The organism is Pseudomonas entomophila, assembly GCF_023277925.1.
Lineage (GTDB): Bacteria > Pseudomonadota > Gammaproteobacteria > Pseudomonadales > Pseudomonadaceae > Aquipseudomonas > Aquipseudomonas entomophila_D.
Window position 1 is genome coordinate 4,606,444 of sequence record NZ_CP063832.1, and the last position, 22,256, is coordinate 4,628,699.

Genomic DNA, 22,256 nt, shown 5'->3' on the forward strand with positions numbered 1-22,256 from the left:
TCCGGATCAGTTGGGCAGGTATTGGGCGCTGACGTAGGGCGAGTAGTCCGGTAGCACGGCTTCGACCTTGCCCTGCTGCTTGAGGAAGGTGGCGGTGTCGGTCAGCGCCTGGGTGGTCGGTGCGCCAAGGGCATCGGCCTGGTCGGCGGCCAGGGGGTAGACGTTGCCCTGCAGCAGCACCGGAATATCGGCGGGCTTGGCACCGGACAACTTGACCAGTTTGGCGACGTTGTCCTTGTCGGCCAGCCAGGCTTTCGGGTCCTTGCGGTAGTCGGCGTAGGCGTCGAGGGTGACCTTGGCGAACGACCTGACGATCTCCGGGTGCTTGGCGGCGAAGTCCTTGCGCACGATCCAGGCGTCGAACGTCGGCGCGCCTTTCTCGGCCAGCTCGCCGGAGGTGATCAGCACCTTGCCGTTCTCCTTGGCCACGCCCAGGGCCGGGTCCCAGACGTAGGTGGCGTCGATGTCGCCGCGCTTCCAGGCGGCGATGATCGCCGGTGGCGCCAAGTTGAGGATCTGCACCTTCGAGGGGTCGATGTTCCAGGCCTTCAGCGCGGCCAGCAGGCTGTAGTGGCCGGTGGAGACGAAAGGCACGGCGACTTTCTTGCCGACCAGGTCCTGCGGGGTCTTGATGCTGTCGCGGGCGACCAGCGCCTCGCCGGCGCCGATCTGGGTGGCGATCAGGAAGGTCTCGACCGGCAGCTTGCGGGTGGCGGCGGCGGCCAGGGGGCTGGAGCCGAGGTAGCCGATTTGCACGTCGCCCGAGGCCACGGCGGTGATCACGTCGGCGCCGTTGTCGAACTTGCGCCAGTCGATGCTGGCCTTGCTGTCCTTTTCATAGGTGCCATCGACCTGGGCCACCTTGGCCGGGTCGACGGTGGTCTGGTAGGCGACGGTCAGGTCGGCGGCCTGGGCCAACCAGCTGGCGCTGGCGAGGGTCAGGGCGGCGAACAGGCGCAGCGGAGCATGCGGGATCATGGTTGAACCTCTCGTCAGGCAAATGGGGTATGGATGGCGAGAAGACTAGATGATCTAAGAAACTAAAAATAAATAACTTTTTTGCATTAGCTTAAAAGCCAAATGCTCTGAGGCTGGCCGGCTCCCATGGAACAAAACTCAACCCATTGATCGGATTCAACTTCTGTAGGAGCGGCTTCAGCCGCGATCACCCGCGAAGCGGGTGCCGGATACTGCAGCGCCTGCATCGCGGCTAAAGCCGCTCCTACAGAGGGTGCTCGGTCGCCGACTGGCGGAATCCGGGTTCCCTGCTAGCCTCTCTCGGCCCTGTTGAGGCAAGCAACGGGCCGCTTGACGGCAAACGTTTGCACATAACCTAAAGGTATGATTGACAGCGTCGATACATCGAATGGCAGTAAAGGTTCCAATGTTATTCCGGAAAAATCTTACAGATTCATAAAACGGTCATTTTGGATTTATAGGATTGTCATTATCCTGTAGCGCAGGTTGCGGGTTAGACCAAAGTCGCAAATCGGCCGTCAACGATTGACTTGGCGGTCACGCTTTGGTGCTAAATCGCCAATCCAGGCGAGTGGGACAGAAGATCCCGCCGCTTGAGACGCACAAAAATTAGAACGTAGAGGAGCAAAGCATGTACAAGTCCAGCCTGGCCCTGGCCGTGGCACTGGGGGTTCTCGCCCAACAAGCAGGCGCTGCAGGTTTCATCGAGGACAGCAAGCTGTCCCTGAGCTCGCGCACCATGTACTTCAACAACGACAACCGTGAGGCCCACGGCAGCGTCCGTCCGGACCAGCGTGAATCCGGCCAGGGCTTCAAGCTCGACTACATCTCGGGCTTCACCGAGGGTACCGTTGGTTTCGGCGTTGATGCCCAGGCCCTGTGGGGCATCCGTCTGGACGGCGGCAAGGGTTACCACAAAGGTGGTTTCTTCCCGGATGATGGCAAGGGTGCCGCGGACCAGTGGGCCCGCATCGGCGGCAACGCCAAGGCACGCTTCTCCAAGACCGAAGCGCACTTCGGTAGCGCCCTAGCCCCGAACCTGCCGATCCTGGTCTCCAACGACGGTCGTCTGCTGCCGCAGACCTTCGAGGGTGGCACCATCCAGTCGAAGGAAATCGACAACCTGACCATCAACGCCGGTCAGCTGACCCACGCCATGGGCCGTGCCTCGAGCAACCGCACTGGCCTGTCCGTTGCCGGCGCTACCGCCGAGAGCAACAAGTTCCGCTACGGTGGCCTGGACTACAAGCTCACTCCAGACCTGACCCTGCAGTACTACTACTCGAACCTGGAAGACTTCTACAAACAGCACTTCCTGGGCGCGACCCACGTCTTCAAGATCGCTGACAACCAGTCGTTCAAGACCGACCTGCGCTACTTCGACAGCAGCAGCGACGGCAAGAACGGCCACGACGCCACCTACAACTTCAGCAACAACGGCGGCTACGCCAAGAACACCGGCAAGATCGACAACAAGACCTGGTCGGCCATGTTCACCTACACCCTGGGTGGCCACGCGCTGATGCTCGGTCGCCAGCAAGTCGGCGACGACGGCGGCTTCGTCTGGATGGGCCAGGGCAACCTGGTCAACGACAGCGGCACCTCCGAAGGCGCTGGCGGTTCCAGCTTCTACCTGTTCACCGACAGCATGATCAACCAGTTCGCCCGTGCTGGCGAGAACACCAACTTCGGTCAGTACTCCTATGACTTCGCCGCCCTGGGCGTGCCGGGCCTGAAGGCTTCCGTCGCCTACCTGCGCGGTGACGACATTCGCTACAAGAGCGGCCACGGCACCTACAACGAGTGGGAGCGTGATGCTCGCGTCGACTACACCATCCAGCAAGGTACCTTCAAAGGCCTGGGCTTCAGCCTGCGCCAGGGCGTGTACCGTGGCAGCGGTGGCTCGAGCAACGAGTTCACCAAAGACCAGGACCAGACCCGCTTCATCGTCAACTACACTTACGCCTTCATGTAAGTCGTAGCTGCACAGAAAAAGCCTCGCCTAGTGCGAGGCTTTTTTATGCCTGTGGATTTGTATTCTTTCTGGTTATAAATAAATCGATAATTATTCTTTTTATTGTTAGTCGGAAGCAGGCACATTGAACCCACCCAGGCCAGACACAGCACAGGAGCCGCTTCCATGAGCCTCAAACTCGGCGACATCGCCCCCGATTTCGAACAGGATTCCAGCGCCGGCAAGATCCGCTTCCACGAATGGCTGGGCAACAGCTGGGGCGTGCTGTTCTCCCATCCGGCCGACTTCACCCCGGTGTGCACCACCGAGTTGGGCCTGACCGCCAAGCTCAAGGATGATTTCGCCAAGCGCGGCGTGAAAGCCATCGCGCTGTCGGTGGACCCGGTCGACTCGCACCACAAGTGGATCGATGACATCAACGAGACCCAGAATACCGTGGTCAACTTCCCGATCATCGCCGACGCCGACCGCAAGGTATCCGACCTCTACGACCTGATCCACCCCAATGCCAGCGACACCCTCACCGTGCGCTCGCTGTTCGTCATCGACCCGAACAAGAAAGTGCGCCTGACCATCACCTATCCGGCCAGTACCGGGCGCAACTTCAACGAAATCCTGCGGGTGATCGACTCGTTGCAGCTGACCGACAACTACAAGGTCGCCACCCCAGGCAACTGGCAGGACGGCGACGAGGTGGTGATCGTACCGTCGCTGAAGGATGAAGACGAAATCAAACAGCGCTTCCCGAAAGGGTATCGGGCGGTAAAACCCTATCTGCGGCTGACTCCGCAACCGAATCGTTAAGGAATTCCTCGTTGTATTGCGCTTAGCCAAGCAGGGATCTTCGGGCCGTTTCGACGGCCCTTTTTTATGCCTGCCGAACGCTATGCACGATCCCTGTATCCCTGTAGGAGCGGCTTTAGCCGCGATGCAAGCACCGCGGTTTCTGGCACCCGCTTCGCGGGTGATCGCGGCTGAAGCCGCTCCTACAGGGGGTGTTATTCAATATCTCAAAATAGAATAAATACATAAAAAATATGATTTATAGATATATGTGATGAGCTGTTAATGTCATTTCCATCCAGCGGGGCCAACCCCTCGCGGCCCTGAATTGATTCGAAGGAAGCGCTTTCAATGCTGGTTGTATCTGTCGGTGGTAGCCCCAGTCTTCGTTCACGCTCCGGCGTGCTGCTAGATCGCTCGCGCGACTGGCTGCAGGAGCGCGGCGTCGAGGTAGTGACCTTCCAGGTGCGGGAATTCCCCGCCGAGGACCTGCTCCACGCGCGTTTCGACAGCCCGCAAGTGCGCCACTTCAACGAACTGGTGGCCCAAGCTGACGGCCTGGTGGTCGCCACCCCGGTATACAAGGCATCGTTCGCCGGCGCGCTGAAGACCCTGCTCGACCTGCTGCCCGAGCGCGCCCTGGAACACAAAGTGGTACTGCCGATCGCTACCGGCGGCAGCATCGCCCACATGCTCGCCGTGGACTACGCGCTCAAACCCGTGCTGTCGGCCCTCAAGGCGCAGGAGACCCTGCAAGGGATCTTCGCCGACGACGGCCAGATCACCTACGGCGAAGGCAGCAAGCCCGCGCAACTGGCGCCCGCCCTCGAGCAGCGCCTGCTGGATTTGCTGGAAACGTTCCACAGCGCCCTGGCGCGCCGGCCTCGGCCAGTCGCCCCTGGCGTGCTCAACGAACGCCTGATCAATGCCCGCTGGAGCATCTGAACCCAGCCTCCACCGCTTCATCGCTGTTCCCACCTTACTCGCCCGCCAACGAGGCAAGCAGGTGCTACCCGAACCCCACTCGCACAGGAGAGCGCCATGCGCACAGTCTTCTTGCGTCGCGGTCTGGTCGCCCTGTTTGCGGCGGCTGTGTCCTTCGGCGCCATCACCCAAGCCCAGGCCGAGAGCCTGCGCATCGGTTACCAGAAATACGGCACCCTGGTGCTGCTCAAGGCCAAGGGCTCGCTGGAGAAGCGCCTGGCCGAGCAGGGCATCCAGGTGCAATGGACCGAGTTCCCCGGCGGCCCGCAGTTGCTCGAAGGGCTCAACGTCGGCTCCATCGATTTCGGCGTGACGGGCGAAACGCCGCCAGTGTTCGCCCAGGCCGCGGGCGCCGACCTGCTCTACGTCGCCTACGAGCCGCCTGCGCCACACAGCGAGGCGATTCTTGTGCCCAAGGGGTCGTCGATCCAGTCGGTGAAAGCGCTCAAGGGCAAGAAAGTCGCCCTCAACAAGGGCTCGAACGTCCATTACCTGCTGGTTCGCGCCCTTGAAGACGCCGGCCTCACCTATGCCGACATCCAGCCTGTCTACCTGCCGCCCGCCGACGCCCGCGCCGCCTTCGAGCGTGGCAGCGTGGATGCTTGGGTGATCTGGGACCCGTACCAGGCTGCCGCCGAGCAACAGCTGCAAGCCCGCGTTCTGCGCGACGGCAAGGGCCTGGTCGACAACCACCAGTTCTACCTCGCCACCCGTGGCTATGCCACTCAGCACCCGGCGGTGATCAACACCCTGGTCGAGGAAGTGCGCGCCGTGGGCCAGTGGTCCCAGGCCAACCCACAGCAGGTCACCGACCAGGTCGCGCCGCTGCTTGGCCTGCCCGCCGACATCACGCTCACCTCGGTGAAACGCCAGGGTTACGGCGCCACGCCGCTGACTCCGGAAGTCATCACCGCGCAGCAGAAGATCGCCGACACCTTCACGGCCCTGAAGCTGATCCCCAAGCCCTTGAGCATCAAGGACGTGATCTGGACACCCCCGGCCAAGGTCGCCAGCGCGCCTTGAACGATTCGCCGTGCCGGGGCGCCGCCCCGGCTTGAGCCACCCCTGAGGAGACAACTCCAATGAGCCTTAACATCTTCTGGTTCCTCCCCACCCACGGTGACGGCAAGTACCTGGGCACCACCGAAGGCGCCCGCGCCGTCGACCACGGTTACCTGAGCCAGATCGCCCAAGCCGCCGATCGTCTTGGGTTCGGCGGCGTGCTGATCCCCACCGGGCGCTCCTGCGAGGACTCCTGGCTGGTGGCGGCGTCGCTGATCCCGGTGACCGAGCGCCTGAAGTTCCTGGTCGCCCTGCGCCCGGGGATCATTTCGCCGACCGTGGCGGCGCGTCAGGCAGCCACCCTGGACCGGCTGTCCAATGGCCGCGCGCTGTTCAATCTGGTGACCGGTGGTGACCCGGACGAACTGGCCGGCGACGGCCTGCACCTCAACCACCAGGAGCGCTATGAGGCGTCGGTGGAGTTCACTCGCATCTGGCGCAAGGTGCTCGAAGGCGAAGTGGTTGACTACGATGGCAAGCACCTCCAGGTGAAGGGCGCCAAGCTGCTCTATCCACCGATCCAGCAACCGCGCCCGCCGCTGTATTTCGGCGGCTCGTCCGACGCCGCCCAGGACCTGGCCGCCGAGCAGGTCGAGCTGTACCTGACCTGGGGCGAGCCGCCGGCCGCCGTGGCCGAGAAGATCGCCCAGGTGCGCGAGAAAGCCGCAGCCCTTGGCCGTGAAGTGCGCTTTGGTATCCGCCTGCATGTCATCGTGCGGGAAACCAACGAAGAGGCTTGGGCCGCCGCCGACAAGCTCATTTCGCACCTGGACGACGACACCATCGCCCGCGCGCAGGCTTCGCTGGCGCGTTTCGACTCGGTCGGCCAGCAACGCATGGCCGCCCTGCACGGCGGCAAGCGCGACAAGCTGGAGGTGGCGCCGAACCTGTGGGCCGGCGTTGGCCTGGTGCGTGGCGGTGCCGGCACCGCGCTGGTGGGCGATGGCCCGACCGTCGCGGCGCGGGTCAACGAGTATGCGCAGCTGGGGATCGACACCTTCATCTTCTCCGGTTACCCCCACCTGGAAGAGTCGTACCGTGTCGCCGAGCTGCTGTTCCCGCACCTGGACGTGCAGCGCCCGGAACAGCCGAAAACCGGTGGCTATGTCAGCCCGTTCGGTGAAATGGTCGCCAACGACATCCTGCCCAAGTCCGTGTCGCAGAGCTGAGGACCGAGGCCATGAGTCGTGCATCTTCAAGCACCTGGCCCAAGCGCCTGGCGCCCTGGGCCCTGCCGATACTGCTGGTGGCGGTGTGGCAGCTGGCGGTCAGCGCTGGCTGGCTGTCGACCCGCATCCTGCCGGCCCCGAGCGCGGTGGTGAGCGCAGGCGTCGAACGGGTGCGCAGCGGCGAAATCTGGACCCACCTGGCCATCAGTGGCTGGCGTGCCGGCCTTGGTTTTCTCATCGGTGGCAGCCTGGGGCTGTTGCTGGGCTTCATCACCGGCTTGTCGACCTGGGGCGAGCGCCTGCTCGACAGCTCGGTGCAGATGATCCGCAACGTGCCGCACCTGGCGCTGATCCCGCTGGTGATCCTGTGGTTCGGTATCGACGAGTCGGCGAAGATCTTCCTGGTGGCGTTGGGGACGCTGTTCCCCATCTACCTGAACACCTACCACGGCATTCGCAACGTCGACCCGGCACTGGTGGAGATGGCGCGCAGCTACGGGTTGTCGGGCTTCGCGCTGTTCCGCCAGGTGATTCTGCCGGGTGCGCTGCCGTCGATCCTGGTCGGTGTGCGCTTCGCCCTCGGGTTCATGTGGCTGACGCTGATCGTCGCCGAGACCATCTCGGCCAACGCCGGCATCGGCTACCTGGCGATGAATGCCCGGGAGTTCCTGCAGACCGACGTGGTGGTGCTGGCCGTCGTCCTGTACGCGGTGCTTGGCAAGTGCGCCGACCTGGCCGCCCGTGGCCTGGAACGTGTGTGGCTGCGCTGGCACCCGGCGTACCAGGTGGCGAAGAGGCAGGGCGCATGATGACCGTGCTCAAGGAACAGCCGCCGCGCCTGCTGCGTGGCATCCCCCTGGCGGCCAACGACCTGCGCCGCACCTTCGGCCAGCGTGAAGTGCTGCGCGGTGTCGACCTGCACATCCCGGCCGGCCAGTTCGTCGCCATCGTCGGCCGCAGTGGCTGCGGCAAGAGCACCTTGCTGCGCCTGCTGGCCGGGCTCGACCAGCCCAGCGGCGGCGAGCTGCTGGCCGGCGCCGCGCCGCTGGCCGAGGCCCGCGAGGACACCCGGCTGATGTTCCAGGATGCGCGCCTGCTGCCCTGGAAGAAGGTGATCGACAACGTTGGGCTGGGGTTGTCCGGCAACTGGCGGCCCCGCGCCCTGGAGGCGTTGGAAGCGGTCGGCCTGGCCGAGCGCGCCCACGAATGGCCGGCGGCCTTGTCCGGTGGCCAGAAACAGCGGGTGGCCCTGGCCCGAGCGTTGATTCACCAGCCGCGCCTGCTGCTGCTGGACGAGCCGCTCGGCGCGCTGGACGCCCTGACCCGTATCGAGATGCAGCAACTGATCGAGCGCCTGTGGCGCCAGCATGGCTTCACCGTGCTGCTGGTCACCCACGACGTCAGCGAAGCCGTCGCCGTGGCTGATCGGGTGATCCTGATCGAAGACGGCGCCGTCGGCCTGGACCTGGTCGTCGACCTGCCACGGCCGCGGGTACGTGGTTCGCACCGCCTGGCGGCGCTGGAGAGCGAAGTGCTCAACCGTGTCCTGTCGGTCCCGGGCACCCCGCCCGAGCCGGAACCTGTAGCCCCTTTGCCCACGCACCTGCGTTGGGCCCACTGAACCCTGAAACCAGCCAAAGGAAGCACGCCATGACCATCAAAGCCATCAACGTTCGCAACCAGTTCAAAGGCACCGTGAAGGAAATCCTCGAAGGCCCGGTACTGTCGGAAATCGACGTGCAGACCGCCTCCGGCATCGTCACCTCGGTGATCACTACCCGTTCCGTGAAGGAGCTGGAGTTGCAGGTGGGCAGCGAAGTGATCGCCTTCGTCAAATCGACCGAGGTGTCCATCGCCAAGCTCTGATGCCGTGCACGGTGCTTGTAGAAGCGGCTTCAGCCGCGATCACCCGCAAAGCGGGTGCCTGACACCGCGGTGCTTGCATCGCGGCTGAAGCCGCTCCTACAGGTGTTGTGCCAGGTTCAGGCTGGGCGCTTGGCCAGATAAGGCGGCAAGTAAAGCCCCAGGTAAGCCTCGAACACCCGCATCCCTTCCTCCGCCATGCGCGGGGTGATCTGCTCGTGCAACTGCATCGAGCGGGCATACACCCGGTCGCTCAGCTCCATCGCCAACGCGAACACATCCACCTCCTTCGGCATCGCCGGCAACTGGAAATGCCGGTCGAACAGCCGGTGCATCAGCTCGCCCAGCTCCAGGTCGTGCTGGCGGTCGGCTTGCACCACTTCACTCAGCCCATGCTGGGCCAGGATCAGCTGGCGCGCCGCGGTGTCCTCGTTGTAGATGTCGAGCATACGCTGCTCGATCAGCCGCGACAGGCCGTGCCAGGTGCTGAACGCGGCGCTGTCGATCGGTGCGCTCAAGGCCTCGCGGAAAGCCCGGTGTACATCGGCGGTCAGGGCTTCGAGCAACGCCGGGACGCTGGCGAAGAAGTGATACACCGACGACGGCGGGATCTGCGCCCGTTCCGCGACGCTGTAGATCGACAGCGCCGCCACGCCTTGATTGGCCAGCAGTTCGCGTGCGGCAGCCAGGATCGCTTCGATCCTGGCCTGGCTGCTGGCGCGTGGCTTGCGCGGGGTGGTGGTGCGGTTCATCAGTTGCTGATTGCCAGGATGCTGGCCTGGTAGGCGCCGACGAACAGGTCGAAGTCGCCGACTTCCTGCTGTTCCAGGCGCGACTGCTCGGCCAGGGATTCGCGGGCGAGGGTCTCGAAGGCTTGCTGGCGTTCGGCGGGCAGCGGCTGCTCGCGGAAGGTCGCGGCATGCAGGCGGCTCTGGCGCAGGGAGAACTGGACGAAGGTCTCCTTATGCTCGGTCATGCGCGCCAGCACCAGGGCCGATGGCGTCAGCTCTGGGTCGTTGACCTTGGCCTGCTGCATTTCCAGGGCCTTGGCGTGGGCATTGCCGCCGTGGGCGCTGTCGAGCAGGTCGGCCAACTGGCCGATACGTTCGATCAGCTCGCTGGCCCAGGCCTTCAGCGCTATCGGCTGGCCGTCACGGCGCAGCTCCAGGCCAGGGCGGCGGCCTTCCTTGACCACGGTGAGGAAGTTGTCGGTGCACTGGCCGCACTCGCCGTTGTCCAGCTGCGGGCTTTCTTCCAGCGCGCAGAACAGCAGGAAGGCGTCGAGGAAGCGCGCCTCGGGCAGGTCGATGCCCACCGGCAGGAACGGGTTGATGTCCAGGCAGCGCACTTCCACGTATTGCACGCCACGGGACATCAGGGCCTGAATCGGCCGCTCGCCGGTGTAGGTTACGCGCTTGGGGCGGATGTTCGAGTAGTACTCGTTCTCGATTTGCAGGATGTTGGTGTTCAGCTGTACCCACTCGCCATCCTTGTGCGTGCCCACTTCGACGTACGGCGGGTAGGGCGTGCCCACCGCCTTGCGCAGGCTGTCGGTGTAGCTGGCCAGGTTGTTGTAGCAGGGCGTCAGGCCCGCCTGGGCGTTGCTCTGGTAGCCCAGGTCACTCATGCGCAGGCTGGTGGCATAGGGCAGGTAGAGCGTCTGTTCATCCAGCTCTTCGAGCTGGTGCGGGCGGCCGCGCAGGAAGCCTTTGTCCAGGGTTGGAGAAGCACCGAACAGGTACATCAGCAGCCAGCTGTAGCGGCGGAAGTTGCGGATCAGCGCGATGTAGGCCGAGGACTGGTAGTCGCGGTCGCTCTGCTCGCCGCCTTCGGCGTCGCGCAGCAGCGGCCACAGCGCCTCGGGCAGGGAGAAGTTGTAGTGGATGCCGGCGATGCACTGCATGGTGCGGCCGTAACGCAGGGCCAGGCCCTTGCGGTAGACGTGCTTGAGCTTGCCGATGTTCGAGGTGCCGTACTCGGCGATCGGGATGTCGTCTTCAGCCGGCAGCGCGCAGGGCATCGACGGGCTCCACAGGTATTCGCCACCCAGCTTGGTGTAGACGAACCGGTGGATCTCCTCGAGGCTGTCGAGCACCTTGGCAGGGTCCGCCAGGGCCGGGGTGATGAACTCCAGCAGCGACTCGGAGTAGTCGGTGGTGATCTGCTCGTTGGTCAGCGCCGAACCCAGGGCTTCGGGGTGCGGGGTCTGGGCCAGGCGACCATCGTCGGTCACGCGCAGGCATTCGCGCTCAATGCCGTGCAGGCACTGCTTGAGCAGGTCGAGGTTCGCGCCGAGCAGGCTCAGGCGGCGGTTGAGGAGGTCGCTCAAGATGGATTCCTTCACGCGTCAGTCGGCCCAATATGGGGGTAGAGGTGACGGTCTACAAGGGTAGTGGGGAAAGGAACTGGCGTTGTCGCCTGGTTTTCGCGGTTCCGGCTAGGCTCAGCGTCGGTTCTGCGCCCTTTCGCCGGCAAGGCCGGCTCCCACCAGGATGGTTTAGGGGCCGGCCTTGCCGGCGAAAGGGAACATAGGCTGACGAAAATACCGCAGATATAGCTACATCAGCTAGAGAACCGCGAAGGTTCCCTGTGCCTTGGCCACCAGTTTGTCGCCCTGAAGCACGTCGGCGTCGACCACCAGCGTGCGTCGCCCGGCGTGCAGCACACGGGCGGTACACACGACCTCGCCTTCACTGACGGCGCGCAGGTAGTTGATCTTGCACTCAATGGTCACGCTCTGTTGGTCGAAGCCATGGCTGGCCGAGCAGGCCAGGCCCATGGTGATGTCCACCAGGCTGAAGATCGCCCCGCCGTGCAGCTTCTGCCCGCGGTTGCGCAGGTGCGGCTCCAGTGCCAGGGCCACCTCGGCCACGCCCGTGTCCAGGCGTTGCAGGCGGCAGCCCAGGAGCTGACTGAAGGCGCTTTCGACATATTGCGGCGCGATGTCCATCACTTCTTCTTCAATTGCTTGGCGTTGGCGAACAGTGCCGCCATGGCGTTGTTGGCCGGTGCCGCAGCGGTGGTTTCGCGTGGGCGTGGCGCCTGTTGCTGGCGGTTGCCGCCATTGCCACCCCGGTTACCGCCACGGTTGCCCTCGACCTTCTCGCCTGGGGTGTCGCTCATGCGCATGGACAGGCCGACGCGCTTGCGCGGGATGTCCACTTCCATGACCTTGACCTTGACCACGTCGCCGGCCTTGACCGCTTCACGCGGATCTTTGACGAACTTCTCCGACAGCGCCGAGATGTGCACCAGGCCATCCTGGTGCACACCGATGTCGACGAAGGCGCCGAAGTTGGTGACGTTGGTCACCACGCCTTCGAGGATCATGCCCGGCTCCAGGTCCTTGAGGTCCTCGACGCCGTCCTGGAAGGTGGCGGTCTTGAACTCGGGGCGCGGGTCGCGGCCAGGCTTGTCCAGCTCCTGGAGGATGTCGGTGACGGTTGGCAGGCCGAAGCTTTCGTCGGTGAACTTCTTCGGGTCCAGGCGCTTGAGGAAGCTGCTGTCGCCGATCAGCGAACGGATGTCGCGGTCGGTGTCGGCGGCGATGCGCTGTACCAGCGGGTAGGCCTCCGGGTGCACCGCCGAGGCGTCCAGCGGGTTGTCGCCATTCATCACGCGCAGGAAGCCGGCGGCCTGTTCGAAGGTCTTCTCGCCCAGGCGGCTGACCTTCTTCAGCGCCGCGCGGGTGGTGAACGGGCCGTTGGCGTCGCGGTGGGCGACGATGTTCTGCGCCAGCGTGGCGTTGAGGCCGGAGATGCGCGTCAGCAGCGCCACCGAGGCGGTGTTGACGTCCACGCCCACGGCGTTCACGCAGTCCTCGACCACAGCGTCCAGGCCACGGGCCAGCTTCACCTGCGACACATCGTGCTGGTACTGGCCGACACCGATGGATTTCGGGTCGATCTTCACCAGTTCCGCCAGTGGGTCCTGCAGGCGGCGGGCGATGGACACCGCGCCACGGATCGACACATCCAGGTCAGGGAACTCGCGGGCAGCCAGCTCCGACGCCGAGTACACCGAGGCGCCGGCCTCGGAGACCATGATCTTGGTGATCTTCAGGGCTGGGTATTTCTTGACCAACTCGGCCACCAGCTTGTCGCTTTCGCGGCTGGCGGTGCCGTTGCCGATGGCGATCAGCTCGACCGAGTGCTTGGCGCACAGCGCGGCCATGATGGAAATCGTGCGGTCCCAGTCGTTCTTCGGCGCGTGTGGGTAGACCGTGGTGTGGTCCAGCAGCTTGCCGGTGGCGTCGACCACGGCGATCTTGCAGCCAGTGCGCAGGCCCGGGTCGAAGCCAAGCGTTGCGCGCGGGCCGGCCGGGGCTGCCAGCAGCAGGTCGTGCAGGTTATGGGCGAAGACGTTGATGGCCTCGCCTTCGGCGTTGTCGCGCAGCTCGCCAAACAAGTCGGTTTCCAGGTGGGTATACAGCTTGACCTTCCAGGTCCAGCGCACCACCTCGCCCAGCCACTTGTCGGCCGGGCGGTTGCGGTTCTCGATGCCGACATGGTTGCCGATCATCAGCTCGCACGGGTGCAGGGTGCCCGGCAGCTCCTCGCCGACCTTGAGCGAGGCGCTCAGCACGCCTTCGTTACGCCCGCGGAAGATTGCCAGGGCACGGTGCGATGGCGCGGTGCGCAGCAGTTCATCATGGGCGAAGTAGTCGCGGAACTTGGCGCCTTCCTCTTCCTTGCCGGCCACAACGCGGGCGGTCAGCACCGCTTCCTGCTTGAGGAAGTTGCGCAGCTTGTCGAGCAGGGCGGCGTCTTCGGCGAAGCGCTCCATGAGGATGTACTTGGCGCCTTCCAGGGCGGCCTTGACGTCGGCCACGCCTTTCTCGGCGTCGACGAAGCGCGCGGCTTCGCTTTCCGGGTTCAGTTGCGGGTCGTTGAACAGACCGTCGGCCAGATCGCCCAGGCCGGCTTCCAGGGCGATCTGGCCCTTGGTGCGGCGCTTCTGCTTGTACGGCAGGTACAGGTCTTCGAGGCGGGTCTTGGTGTCGGCCAGCTTGATCTCGCGGGCCAGCTCCGGGGTCAGCTTGCCTTGCTCCTCGATGCTGGCCAGGATGCTGGCGCGGCGCTCGTCGAGTTCACGCAGGTAGCGCAGGCGCTCTTCCAGGTGGCGCAGTTGGGTGTCGTCCAGGCTGCCGGTCACTTCCTTGCGGTAACGGGCGATGAAGGGCACGGTCGAGCCTTCGTCCAACAGGCCCACGGCCGCTTCGACCTGTTGCGGGCGCACGCCCAGTTCCTCGGCGATACGGCTGTTGATGCTGTCCATGAAAACCACCTGACAAATAGTGAATGCTAGGCCGCGGGGTGGGCGCTCAGGCCCGGCGGCGCTGGGTGAAAGCCGCGCATTATACCCATCGCGCCGAGCTTGCGGTGATGGCGCGGCGCCAGCCGACAATGGGTCGACAGTGGCATGCCGGGAAAAATCTGCTAACAATGCACACGGCACGCGCTGCAATGGCTACGCCATAATGCGCGGCGATATCAGAGGAGACATTCATGACCAGCACCGCAAACGCCGTAGAAGGCGACAAGATTCTCATCGTCGACGACGACCCGGGCCTGAGCAGCCTGCTGGACCGTTTCTTCACCAGCAAGGGCTTCCGTGTCCGCACCGTACCGAACGTCGAACAGATGGACCGCCTGCTGGCTCGTGAAGTGTTCAACCTGGTAGTGCTCGACCTGATGCTGCCGGGCGAGGACGGCCTGTCCGCCTGCAAGCGCCTGCGCGCGTCGAACAACCAGATCCCGATCATCATGCTCACCGCCAAGGGCGATGAGCTCAGCCGTATCAAGGGCCTGGAGCTGGGCGCCGACGACTATCTGGCCAAACCGTTCAACCCCGACGAACTGGTGGCCCGGGTCAAGGCCGTGCTGCGCCGCCAGGCCCCGAGCGTGCCGGGTGCCCCTGGCAGCGAGGAAGAGACCGTCACCTTCGGCGACTACGAGCTGTCGCTGGCCACCCGCGAACTCAAGCGCGGCGAAGAGACGCACATGCTCACCACAGGTGAGTTCGCCGTGCTCAAGGCCCTGGTGATGCATGCCCGCGAGCCGCTGACCCGCGACAAGCTGATGAACCTGGCCCGTGGTCGCGAGTGGGACGCCCTGGAGCGCTCCATCGACGTGCAGATCTCGCGGCTGCGCCGGATGATCGAGCCTGACCCGTCCAAGCCCCGCTACATCCAGACCGTATGGGGTGTGGGCTACGTCTTCGTGCCGGACGGAAACGCCGGCAAATGAGCCTGCCGGCTCGTCCGGGTGCAGCAGGGCGACTCATGCGAGTCGCCCTGTTTTCGTCTGTGGCGCCCGGCCTTTTCAGCACAGTAGTTGATCGATGAAAACCCCTCTCTGGTTCCCGCAAAGCTTCTTCGCCCGCACCTTGTGGCTGGTGCTGATCGTCGTGCTGTTTTCCAAGGCACTGACGCTGGTGTACCTGCTGATGAACGAGGACGTGCTGGTCGACCGCCAGTACAGCCACGGCGTAGCACTGACGTTACGCGCCTATTGGGCGGCGGATGAAGAGAACCGCGACAAGATCGCCGAGGCCGCAGGCCTGATCCGGGTCACCGGTTCCGGTGTGCCGGAGGGCGAGCAGCACTGGCCCTACAGCGAGATCTACCAGCGCCAGATGCAGGCGGAACTGGGCGAGGACACCGAAGTGCGCCTGCGCATCCACGCGCCGCCCGCGCTTTGGGTGAATGCCCCGAGCCTGGGCCCCGGCTGGCTCAAGGTGCCGCTGTACCCACACCCGCTGCGCGGGCAGAAGATCTGGAACGTGCTCGGCTGGTTCCTGGCCATCGGCCTGTTGTCCACGGCCTCGGCCTGGATCTTCGTGCGCCAGCTCAACCAGCCGCTCAAACGCCTGGTGTTCGCCGCCCGCCAACTGGGCCAGGGGCGCAGCGTGCGCCTGCCCATCAGCGATACTCCCAGCGAGATGACCGAGGTGTACCGCGCCTTCAACCAGATGGCCGAGGACGTCGAACAGGCCGGGCGTGAACGTGAACTGATGCTTGCCGGGGTCTCCCATGACCTGCGCACACCGCTTACAAGGTTGCGCTTGTCGCTGTCGCTGATGGGCAACGAAAGCGACCTCAGCGACGATATGGTCCGCGATATCGAGGACATGGACGCGATTCTCGACCAGTTCCTGGCCTTCATTCGTGACGGGCGCGACGAGCCGGTGGAGGAGGTCGACCTGAACGACCTGATCTACGAGGTGGTGGCGCCCTACAACCAGCACAAGGAGCAGGTGCGCCTGTGCCTGGAGCCGATCCCGCCCTTCCCGCTGCGGCGGGTGTCGCTCAAGCGCATGCTCGGCAACCTGATCGGCAATGCCTTGCACCACGCCGGCAAGGGCGTCGAGGTGGCGGCCTATGTATCGGGCGATCAAAGCGCCCCTTATGTGGTGCTCAGCGTGCTGGACCGTGGCACGGGGATCGACGAATCGGAGCTGGAGACCATCTTCAACCCGTTCATTCGGGGTGATCGGGCGCGAGGCGGCAAGGGCACCGGGCTGGGGTTGGCGATCGTCAAACGGATTGCCGCTCAGCATGGCGGCAATGTTGAGTTGCGCAACCGCTCCGGTGGCGGGATCGAGGCGCGGGTGAGGTTGCCGCTGGGGCTGTTGCTGCCGCGTAACGCCGTGTAATGACAAGCCCAAGCTCTTGTAGGAGCCAGCCTTGCTGGCGAAAGGGCCCGCAACGGCAGCACTGGACGGTTACCTTGTGCTGCCTGTACTGGCCCCTTCGCCGGCAAGCCGGCTCCTACAGGGGGGCGTATCTTGCTTATCCTTTGCCCTTGGTCCGCGTCTGATTCGGCCCGCTGTTCTTCTCCAGGTGCTCGATGATCATCCCGGCCACGTCCTTGCCGGTGGTCACCTCGATCCCCTCCAGCCCCGGTGATGAGTTCACCTCCATCACCAGCGGCCCATGGTTCGAGCGCAGGATATCCACCCCTGCCACGCTCAGGCCCATCACCTTGGCCGCGCGAATGGCGGTCATGCGCTCTTCGGGCGTGATCTTGATCAGGCTGGCCACGCCACCGCGGTGCAGGTTGGAGCGGAACTCGCCGGGCTTGGCCTGGCGCTTCATCGAGGCGATCACCTTGTCGCCCACCACGAAGCAGCGGATGTCGGCGCCGCCGGCCTCCTTGATGTACTCCTGGACCATGATGTTCTGCTTCAGGCCCATGAACGCCTCGATCACCGATTCGGCGGCTTTAGTGGTCTCGCACAGCACCACGCCAATGCCCTGGGTGCCTTCGAGCACTTTGATCACCAAGGGCGCGCCGTTGACCATCTGGATCAGGTCGGGGATGTCGTCCGGGGAATGGGCGAAACCGGTGATGGGCAGGCCGATGCCGCGGCGCGACAGCAGTTGCAGGGAGCGCAGCTTGTCCCGCGAGCGGGCGATGGCCACCGACTCGTTGAGCGGGTAGACCCCCATCATCTCGAACTGGCGCAGCACCGCGCAGCCGTAGAAGGTGACCGAGGCACCGATGCGCGGGATCACCGCGTCGAAACCTTCCAGCGGTTTGCCGCGGTAGTGGATCTGCGGCTTGTGGCTGGCGATGTTCATATAGGCCCGGAGCGTGTCGATCACCACCACTTCGTGGCCCCGCTGGGTACCGGCCTCGACCAGGCGGCGGGTGGAATACAGACGCGGATTGCGCGACAGCACAGCGATCTTCATGCAGCACCTGTGACAGGGGAAAGGGTGGCCGGGAAGGCCGGTTTGTCCTGGACGTACTTGAGGCCGGGGTTGACCACCAGCTGGCCGTGGATGAGCGCCTTGGAGCCCAGCAACAGCCGGTAACGCATGTTCTTGCGGCAGGCCAGGGTGAACTCGACCTCCCAGACCCGGTCGCCCAACGCCAGGCTGGTGCGGATCACGTAGCGGGCCTGGGCGTGGCCGTTGGAGCTCTTGATGGTCTTCATGGTCACCAGCGGCGCCTCGCAGCGGCGATGGCGCAGTTGCACCACCGAACCGAGGTGCGCGGTGAAACGCACCCACTGCCGGCCGTCGCGTTCGAAGGGCTCGACGTCGGTGGCGTGCAGGCTGGAGGTGCTGGCGCCGGTGTCGATCTTGGCGCGCAGGCCAGCGACACCGAGGTCGGGCAGGGCGACCCACTCGCGCAGGCCGATCACAGTCAGGTGGTCAAATGTCTTCACGAAGCGTGCCCTGCGGATGAGGTGGTGAACTGTAATGACGGCACGGATTTTTTGCATCCGTCAGTCACGGTAGTACAGTTCCGTGAAAGACAGAATTCGAGGAAAAACCATGGCACAAAAGCCTGAAGACGACGACAAGGTGCGCCTGGACAAATGGCTGTGGGCGGCGCGCTTCTACAAGACCCGCGCCCTGGCCAAGGCGGCCATCGAGAGCGGCAAGGTGCATTGCCGGGGCGAGCGTTGCAAGCCGGGCAAGGAGCCGCGGGTGGGTGACGAGTTCGTGCTGCGCACCGGCTTCGACGAGCGCACCGTGGTGGTTAAGGCATTGTCGGTGGTGCGGCGTGGGGCGCCGGAGGCGCAGACGCTGTATGAGGAAACGGCCGAGAGTATGAAGCGTCGCGAGCAGGCCGCTGAAATGCGTAAGGCGGGGGCGATGGGTGTGACCACCGACGGGCGGCCGACCAAGAAGCAGCGGCGGCAGATTCACCAGCTGCATGGCAGTTTCGAATGACCAGCGACCTGGCCTGAGTGCCTAGGAGCCAGCCTTGCTGGCGAACCTGCGTATTGGCGTCGTTCGCCAGCAAGGCTGGCTCCTAAAGGGCCTGTGATCAGGCCGCGCGGATGACGCTCATCCGCCTGACCAACGGTAGCTTGCCGAGCCAATCGAACAACGGCGCCGTCCAGCGCACCAGTGCTGCGCTGGCCTTGGCTGCCAGCGGCGTGTGGCAGCTCCAGCCCAAGGCCAGCACGGCCATCAGCAACCCGCCGATGTAGTCGTCCTGCCCCCAGTGCGCACCCGCCACCAGGCGCGGCAGCATGAACAGGCAGGCCAGCGCCCAGATCGCCAGGTGCTGTACCAGGCGCCGGCTGAACAGGCTCATGAACAGTGCCCAGATCAGCAGCACCGAGGCGTGGTCACCGGGGAAACTCTGGCTGGAACGGTCCTTGAGCTCCCACTTCTTTTCCAGGTTCGGGTAGTAGTCGCTCAGGTGCACGGCGTTGTCGAACACCATCGATGGGCTATTGTGTTGCCAGCCCATTGCGCTGACCCACTTGGAAAACAGCGCGCGAATCACCACTAAGAGGAGCAGGGTCACCAGGAAGGCGAAAAACGCCTGGCGAACATGGATGGCCTTGAACACCCAATCGCCGCGAACCAGCAGCGACAGCATGATCAACCCGACCAGGATGTCGAACGGCCGCAGGCTGCCGAGCGCCCAGATGGAGCGCCAGACCACGTTGTCGGCCAGCGGGGCGTTGAGGCTGTGGAACAGCCACTCGTCGAAAGTCAGGCAAAGGATCTGGCCAACGGGCCATAACCAGAAACACAGTAGGGCGATGGGCAGCAGCGTGCAGGCTGCCAAGGGGCCCCAGGACCACCTTGCTTGGAACAGTGGTCGATTATCCATAAAATACCTCGATCTCCAGCGGCAAATGAGCGCTTTGCGAGCGCTCTACGACAGACCTTTCAGTCTCCTGTAATTATTTTGTAATCATTTTCAGAAAGCCAGACAACCATGAGCGACTTGCCAGATACCGATTTCACCCAACGCTTCCTGTTCGACGACCGCGATGTGCGCGGCGAGATGGTCGCATTGGAACGCAGCTATGCCGAGGTGCTGGCCAAGCACGTGTACCCGCAGCCAGTCCAACAACTGCTGGGCGAACTGATGGCTGCCGCCGCGCTGCTGGTCGGCACCTTGAAGTTCGATGGTCTGCTGATTCTTCAGGCGCAGTCCCAGGGCCCGGTTCCGCTGCTGGCCATCGAATACACCAGCGAGCACGACATTCGCGGTCTGGCGCGCTATGAGGCCGACCAGATCAAGCCTGACGCCGGCCTCGCCGACCTGATGCCAGGCGGCCACCTGGTGCTGACCATCATCCCGGTCAACGGCCAGCGCTACCAGGGCACCGTTGAACTTGACGGTAAGGACCTGTCGGAGTGCTTCACCAACTACTTCGTCATGTCTCAGCAGGTGAACACCTGCATCTCCTTGACTGCCGATGGCATGCGCGCCCGCGGCCTGCTGGTGCAGCAACTGCCGGCCGAAATCCACAAGGATATCGAGGAGCGCGAGGAAAGCTGGGCCCACGTCAAGGCCCTCGCCAACACCGTCAAGGCCGAGGAGCTGCTCGGCCTGGACAACGAAACCATGCTGCACCGCCTCTACCACGAGGACGCGGTTCGTCTGTTCGACATCCAACCGCTACGCTTCCGTTGCAGTTGCTCGCGCGAGCGCTCCAGCAATGCCCTGGTCAGCCTCGGCGAGCAGGATGCCAAGGCGTTGGTCGAGGAATGCGGCGGCCAAGTCGAGATCGATTGCCAGTTCTGCAATGAGCGCTATCTCTTCGATGCGAGCGATGTTGCGCAATTGTTCGCTGGTGGTGGTACTGACGTACCGTCAGAAACTCAGCACTGAAACGCTTCACTACAGGACATTCTCCTGTCTAACCGCGCAAAAGCGCAGTTCTGACAGGAGGGGCCTACTTTTTTTGGGCGTTTCTGGCATAATCCGGCCACTTTTTTCGCTGTAGTAGTTTGAAATAGGCCACTACAAAACGTTTGGAGCACTCGGCCTCGGGCCGGATGGGGTATCTCATGACGCAAGCCAACAACACCGTGTACACCGACCTGAGCGTCGATGACCTGGTAAAAGAAGCGCTGCAACGCGGTGAAGGTGTGCTGGCCGATACGGGCGCACTGGTCGTCGAGACAGGCCACCGTACTGGCCGTTCGCCGGCTGACCGTTTCATCGTTGACGAACCGAGCACCTCTGCCGCCATCGCCTGGGGCCCGATCAACCGCAAGTTCCCGGCCGACAAGTTCGATGCCCTGTGGGACCGCGTCGAGGCGTTCAACAACGCCCAGGACCACTTCGTCTCCTACGTTCACGTAGGTGCGGCCGAAGAACACTACCTGCCGGTCAAGATGACCACCCAGACCGCCTGGCAGAACCTGTTCGGCCGTTGCCTGTTCATCAACCCGGCCCAGTACAACCCGGCCGGCCGTGATGAGTGGCAAGTGCTCAACGTCGCCAACTTCGAGTGCGTGCCTGAGCGTGACGGCACCAACTCCGACGGCTGCGTGATCATCAACTTCGCCCAGAAGAAGGTGCTGATCGCAGGCATGCGCTATGCCGGCGAAATGAAGAAAGCCATGTTCTCGGTGCAGAACTTCCTGCTGCCGGCCGCCGACGTGTTGCCGATGCACTGCGCCGCCAACATCGGCGAGAAAGGCGATGTGACCCTGTTCTTCGGCCTGTCCGGCACCGGCAAGACTACCCTGTCGGCCGATGAAAGCCGCTACCTGATCGGTGACGACGAGCACGGTTGGGGCGAAGGCGTAGTCTTCAACATCGAAGGCGGTTGCTATGCCAAGTGCATCGACCTGTCCGAGAAGAACGAGCCGGTCATCTGGAAAGCCATCAAGCACGGCGCGGTACTGGAAAACGTCGTCCTCGACGCCAACCAGCATGCTGACTACGCCGATGTCAGCCTGACCCAGAACAGCCGTGCCGCCTACCCGCTGGAGCACGTGGCCAAGCGTTCCGAGAAGAACCTGGGTGGCGAGCCGAATGCGGTCATCTTCCTGACCTGCGACCTGACCGGCGTGCTGCCACCCGTGTCGATCCTGAACAACGAGCAGGCGGCCTACCACTTCCTGTCCGGCTACACCGCGCTGGTGGGCTCCACCGAAATGGGTTCGGGCGGCGGCATCAAGTCGACCTTCTCCACCTGCTTCGGCGCACCGTTCTTCCCGCGCCCAGCTGGCGAGTACGCCGAGCTGCTGATCAAGCGCATCAAGGGCTTCGACTCCAAGGTCTACCTGGTCAACACCGGCTGGACCGGTGGTGGCTACGGCGTTGGCAAGCGTTTCAGCATCCCCACCACCCGTGGCGTGATCGCTGCCATTCAGAGCGGCGCGCTGATTGGTGCCGAAACCGAGCACCTGGACATCATCAACCTGGACGTACCGAAGTCTGTTCCAGGCGTCGAGACCGAGCTGCTCAACCCGCGCAACACCTGGGCTGACAAGGCTGCCTACGACGAAGCCGCCAAGGGCCTGGCTGGCCTGTTCATCGAGAACTTCAAGAAGTTCGACGTGTCCGACGCCATCAAGGCCGCGGGTCCGCAGCTGTAAGCCTGCGATCGGCATGAAAACGCCGCCCCTCGGGGCGGCTTTTTTGTGCCTGGATCACCGCGAACCTGTAGGAGCCAGCCTTGCTGGCGAACCAAGCGCCGCGGTGCATGGCACCGGCCATGCC

At 64.0% G+C, this 22,256-nt stretch carries 21 protein-coding genes; 13 read left to right on the forward strand and 8 right to left on the reverse strand.

What is annotated here, in order from left to right; translation table 11 throughout:
* Positions 1 to 6: 6 nt before the first annotated feature.
* Positions 7 to 978, reverse strand: coding sequence for a taurine ABC transporter substrate-binding protein (tauA, locus tag IM733_RS20415; protein WP_248918233.1), 972 nt, complete (start codon positions 976 to 978; stop codon positions 7 to 9).
* A gap of 631 nt (positions 979 to 1,609) precedes the next feature.
* Here tauA and IM733_RS20420 point away from each other — a divergent pair.
* The 8 genes from IM733_RS20420 (at position 1,610) to IM733_RS20455 (ending at position 8,817) form a co-directional block, all read left to right on the forward strand.
* A complete protein-coding gene (locus tag IM733_RS20420; protein ID WP_248918234.1) occupies positions 1,610 to 2,953 on the forward strand; it encodes an OprD family porin in 1,344 nt (447 codons plus the stop codon).
* Positions 2,954 to 3,118: 165 nt separating this feature from the next.
* Positions 3,119 to 3,757 carry a peroxiredoxin gene (locus IM733_RS20425; protein ID WP_011531644.1) on the forward strand — a complete coding sequence of 213 codons (639 nt, stop codon included), beginning with the start codon at positions 3,119 to 3,121 and terminating at the stop codon, positions 3,755 to 3,757.
* Positions 3,758 to 4,087: 330 nt separating this feature from the next.
* Positions 4,088 to 4,681, forward strand: coding sequence for an NADPH-dependent FMN reductase (gene ssuE / locus IM733_RS20430; RefSeq protein WP_248918235.1), 594 nt, complete (start codon positions 4,088 to 4,090; stop codon positions 4,679 to 4,681).
* A 96-nt stretch (positions 4,682 to 4,777) separates the two neighbouring features.
* A complete protein-coding gene (locus IM733_RS20435) occupies positions 4,778 to 5,743 on the forward strand; it encodes a sulfonate ABC transporter substrate-binding protein (RefSeq protein WP_248918236.1) in 966 nt (321 codons plus the stop codon).
* Positions 5,744 to 5,802: 59 nt separating this feature from the next.
* Positions 5,803 to 6,951 (forward strand): FMNH2-dependent alkanesulfonate monooxygenase, encoded by a 1,149-nt coding sequence (gene ssuD, locus IM733_RS20440; RefSeq protein WP_248918237.1) that lies wholly within the window; start codon positions 5,803 to 5,805, stop codon positions 6,949 to 6,951.
* Between the two features lie 11 nt (positions 6,952 to 6,962).
* A complete protein-coding gene (gene ssuC, locus IM733_RS20445) occupies positions 6,963 to 7,760 on the forward strand; it encodes an aliphatic sulfonate ABC transporter permease SsuC (RefSeq protein WP_248918238.1) in 798 nt (265 codons plus the stop codon).
* The gene (ssuB, locus tag IM733_RS20450; RefSeq protein WP_248921208.1) at positions 7,760 to 8,572 is read left to right on the forward strand and encodes an aliphatic sulfonates ABC transporter ATP-binding protein; all 813 of its coding nucleotides are present in this window, start codon (positions 7,760 to 7,762) and stop codon (positions 8,570 to 8,572) included. The genes ssuC and ssuB overlap by 1 nt, the downstream gene beginning before the upstream one ends.
* A gap of 29 nt (positions 8,573 to 8,601) precedes the next feature.
* Positions 8,602 to 8,817 (forward strand): TOBE domain-containing protein, encoded by a 216-nt coding sequence (locus IM733_RS20455; protein ID WP_008095172.1) that lies wholly within the window; start codon positions 8,602 to 8,604, stop codon positions 8,815 to 8,817.
* Between the two features lie 116 nt (positions 8,818 to 8,933).
* Here IM733_RS20455 and IM733_RS20460 read toward each other — a convergent pair whose 3' ends face one another.
* The 4 genes from IM733_RS20460 to IM733_RS20475 all read right to left on the reverse strand — a co-directional run bounded on the left by IM733_RS20460 (position 8,934) and on the right by IM733_RS20475 (position 14,091).
* A complete protein-coding gene (locus IM733_RS20460) occupies positions 8,934 to 9,566 on the reverse strand; it encodes a TetR/AcrR family transcriptional regulator (protein ID WP_248918239.1) in 633 nt (210 codons plus the stop codon).
* Entirely contained in the window at positions 9,566 to 11,143 is a 1,578-nt protein-coding gene (gene gshA, locus IM733_RS20465) for a glutamate--cysteine ligase (protein ID WP_248918240.1), read from the reverse strand. Before gshA ends, IM733_RS20460 begins: the two co-directional genes overlap by 1 nt.
* 237 nt (positions 11,144 to 11,380) lie before the next feature.
* Positions 11,381 to 11,764: a PaaI family thioesterase gene (locus IM733_RS20470; protein ID WP_248918241.1), complete on the reverse strand. Its 384-nt coding sequence runs from the start codon at positions 11,762 to 11,764 to the stop codon at positions 11,381 to 11,383.
* On the reverse strand, positions 11,764 to 14,091 hold the full coding sequence (locus IM733_RS20475) for a Tex family protein (RefSeq protein WP_248918242.1): 2,328 nt from the start codon (positions 14,089 to 14,091) through the stop codon (positions 11,764 to 11,766). Before IM733_RS20475 ends, IM733_RS20470 begins: the two co-directional genes overlap by 1 nt.
* 230 nt (positions 14,092 to 14,321) lie before the next feature.
* On the opposite strand from IM733_RS20475, the gene ompR reads away from it, so the two are divergent.
* Together ompR and IM733_RS20485 are read left to right on the forward strand one after the other, a co-directional pair.
* Positions 14,322 to 15,062 carry an osmolarity response regulator transcription factor OmpR gene (gene ompR / locus IM733_RS20480; protein WP_011531654.1) on the forward strand — a complete coding sequence of 247 codons (741 nt, stop codon included), beginning with the start codon at positions 14,322 to 14,324 and terminating at the stop codon, positions 15,060 to 15,062.
* 94 nt (positions 15,063 to 15,156) lie between these two features.
* Complete coding sequence (locus IM733_RS20485) at positions 15,157 to 16,470, forward strand: ATP-binding protein (protein ID WP_248918243.1); 1,314 nt, start codon at positions 15,157 to 15,159, stop codon at positions 16,468 to 16,470.
* A 136-nt stretch (positions 16,471 to 16,606) separates the two neighbouring features.
* On the opposite strand, the gene rimK is transcribed toward IM733_RS20485, so the two are convergent.
* Positions 16,607 to 17,512, reverse strand: a complete 906-nt coding sequence (rimK, locus tag IM733_RS20490) for a 30S ribosomal protein S6--L-glutamate ligase (RefSeq protein WP_011531656.1) — start codon at positions 17,510 to 17,512, stop codon at positions 16,607 to 16,609.
* Positions 17,509 to 17,991 carry an ATP-dependent zinc protease family protein gene (locus IM733_RS20495; RefSeq protein ID WP_432760378.1) on the reverse strand — a complete coding sequence of 161 codons (483 nt, stop codon included), beginning with the start codon at positions 17,989 to 17,991 and terminating at the stop codon, positions 17,509 to 17,511. Before IM733_RS20495 ends, rimK begins: the two co-directional genes overlap by 4 nt.
* A 109-nt stretch (positions 17,992 to 18,100) precedes the next feature.
* Here IM733_RS20495 and IM733_RS20500 point away from each other — a divergent pair, with 109 nt between their 5' ends.
* Entirely contained in the window at positions 18,101 to 18,502 is a 402-nt protein-coding gene (locus IM733_RS20500; RefSeq protein ID WP_248918244.1) for an RNA-binding S4 domain-containing protein, read from the forward strand.
* Between the two features lie 97 nt (positions 18,503 to 18,599).
* On the opposite strand, the gene IM733_RS20505 is transcribed toward IM733_RS20500, so the two are convergent.
* Positions 18,600 to 19,400: a phosphatase PAP2 family protein gene (locus IM733_RS20505; protein WP_248918245.1), complete on the reverse strand. Its 801-nt coding sequence runs from the start codon at positions 19,398 to 19,400 to the stop codon at positions 18,600 to 18,602.
* 108 nt (positions 19,401 to 19,508) lie between these two features.
* Between IM733_RS20505 and hslO the strand changes: the two genes are divergently transcribed.
* Positions 19,509 to 20,411: an Hsp33 family molecular chaperone HslO gene (gene hslO / locus IM733_RS20510; protein WP_248918246.1), complete on the forward strand. Its 903-nt coding sequence runs from the start codon at positions 19,509 to 19,511 to the stop codon at positions 20,409 to 20,411.
* Positions 20,412 to 20,590: 179 nt separating this feature from the next.
* The gene (locus tag IM733_RS20515; RefSeq protein ID WP_248918247.1) at positions 20,591 to 22,132 is read left to right on the forward strand and encodes a phosphoenolpyruvate carboxykinase; all 1,542 of its coding nucleotides are present in this window, start codon (positions 20,591 to 20,593) and stop codon (positions 22,130 to 22,132) included.
* The last annotated feature ends 124 nt before the right edge of the window (positions 22,133 to 22,256 follow it).